Below are 2223 nucleotides of genomic sequence, written 5' to 3' on the forward strand. Positions count from 1 at the left end.
CCAGGATTTTGTCCGCACCCCCAAGTGGGGAATTTTCGTCTGCCGTTGACAACTGTTTGACCCCATATCGGTTTGTATGCTTTTACTTATCGGGATTACAACCCCCGGACCATGCGCTGGCTGACCGTTGACCTATTGAGGATGGGCTGAACTGGTATCAGTATTGTGGCTAGGATCCAGTGATTTGGGATGATCTGTTGGGTCTATCCTCTGGATACAAATACCCTGATCATTATTTACCATCAGACGGTATATCACGTGTTGAGGATCCGATAATACAAATGCAAATGAGGCTGCCCGAAACCTTAAAGCTGCAGCTGAAGCTGGTATAATTGTCGAAGTGGATGGAGCAACGGCTCAGGCATTGGCCAATCAAGGATATACAGTTGTTGGTGCCAGAGAAAATCCTAAAGGGCGTGGTCACCTTAATACGGTGGTTAGCAATTTTAATGTATACGATCCTAGTGTTGGACCATTAACTTCTGATGTTGGACTTAATCACGGGGATTTAAGAGATGCTAAAACTGCGTTTTCAGGTAGCCTAGAGGGAGTTAAATTTTACTATGACCCTAATCAAGATCGGAGTTTTATTGATGAGTCGCAAATATTAAATACATGGAATTATCCTGAGGGGGGTAAAGATGAACAAGGTGGAAAGAAAGAAGAAAATAATTATCGTTTGTTTCTTGGTAGTAGGTATTGTGTCTATTCTTTTTGCATTAAAGTCTGGAATCACTATCGACTTAAGTTCACAAACGAGTGGTTCGGGAGAATTTGGAATAATAGAAAAAGAATTGTTTGAAGATACTCCCAATGAAACTAATGTTATACGTTCTGCGGAAGAAATACTTAATGAAGAATACTATCCACGCTACCGATTACTGAAAGAGGTTGAAGGTAATTTTTCTCCATGTGGAAATATTAAAAGACTTTATCTTTTGAATGATTCCAGAAGGCATGTGGGCAGTTCTAGGGATATGTTGCACTTAAATAAATTGCTAGCTTATGACGAAAAACAAGGAAAAATGGTTGAAGTTCCTTTTTGGGAAGAATATATAGATTTTGAGCCTATTCTACGTAAAATAATTCCCCTGGAATCAAAATTTGGTCCGTGGGACGGTTACTTTTACGTACACGACCTCAATCAAAATGGGGTAGATGAAATCATCGGATTTAATCTGAAAGCCAGTCAGATTATTCCGGAAATTTATGAGTATCAAGATGGTGCTTTTGTTGAAGTACTGGGGTATTGGGACTATTCCGGACAATTTGCTCGTATAAAATTTCCGGCAGCAAGACAAATACAAATATATGGGTATGGTGGTGAATTAGATGAAATGCTAGGGTATTATCCTTGGAAACTATACGAATGGAGTGAAGAAGAACGAAGGTATGTGGTGATTGAGGAAGGGGTAGTAACGGAATTACCCGGATGGTAGAAAGGGGATTTACTACTTGATGGATTGAAGCCTATGTTCATTATGGACAGAAAAACAAGTAGAACATTATTTGGGTATGTTTCTAAAAATACAGCATTTTTATGTTAAGCCATTGGACAATGCTTTTTTATGGTTTGGTTGAGAAACTAACCATTTCGGAGTCTGATGGTTTGCTTTTTTTGAATTACAAACTTACTTAACACACCAACTACCCAACATATCTAATCTTCGATTATTAAAACAAACCAGGAGGAGGACTTGTACTTCAGATTCGGGAAAGCGGCCTACAGTTGTGACGCCAATGGTAATCTGGTAAAAGAAGGATACAGGGGCGATTATGTTGAATACAGCTATGACTATGAAAACAGACTGATCAGCGCCAGGAATTTAACCCGGAACGATAAACTGTTTGGCGGGGAGCATCCCTTTACCGGGACCATTACCTATACCTATGACGCCCTGGGCCGGAAGATCGGAAAAGAGACGGCGCCTGCGAATATAAACCGAGTGATGGTCAGTGGCTACTACTACGAAGGTCTAAGTACCGATATCCTTGCAGAATATGAAAACGAGATCTGGGACTTGCAACAATACAGACAAAGCAAGAAGCATACCGCCGGGCAAATTCCGGGCGGGCAGGTGAATTACTTTAACGAGTACTACTATGGCAACGGCTTGATTGCCTTTACCAACATGGATCACCCCAACCCATGGTATCAACAGCGGGATATTAATTTCTACCACAAGGATGCCCTAGGTTCCATCTATCTAGCCCCCTAATTCA

General features: G+C 40.9%; 2 protein-coding genes. Both read left to right on the forward strand.

What is annotated here, in order from left to right; genetic code table 11:
• Positions 1–641 precede the first annotated feature (641 nt).
• On the forward strand, positions 642–1439 hold the full coding sequence (locus G5B42_RS11450; RefSeq protein ID WP_181340606.1) for a hypothetical protein: 798 nt from the start codon (positions 642–644) through the stop codon (positions 1437–1439).
• Between the two features lie 258 nt (positions 1440–1697).
• Complete coding sequence (locus G5B42_RS11455; protein WP_181340607.1) at positions 1698–2219, forward strand: hypothetical protein; 522 nt, start codon at positions 1698–1700, stop codon at positions 2217–2219.
• The last annotated feature ends 4 nt before the right edge of the window (positions 2220–2223 follow it).

The organism is Capillibacterium thermochitinicola (genome assembly GCF_013664685.1).
Lineage (GTDB): Bacteria > Bacillota > UBA4882 > UBA10575 > UBA10575 > Capillibacterium > Capillibacterium thermochitinicola.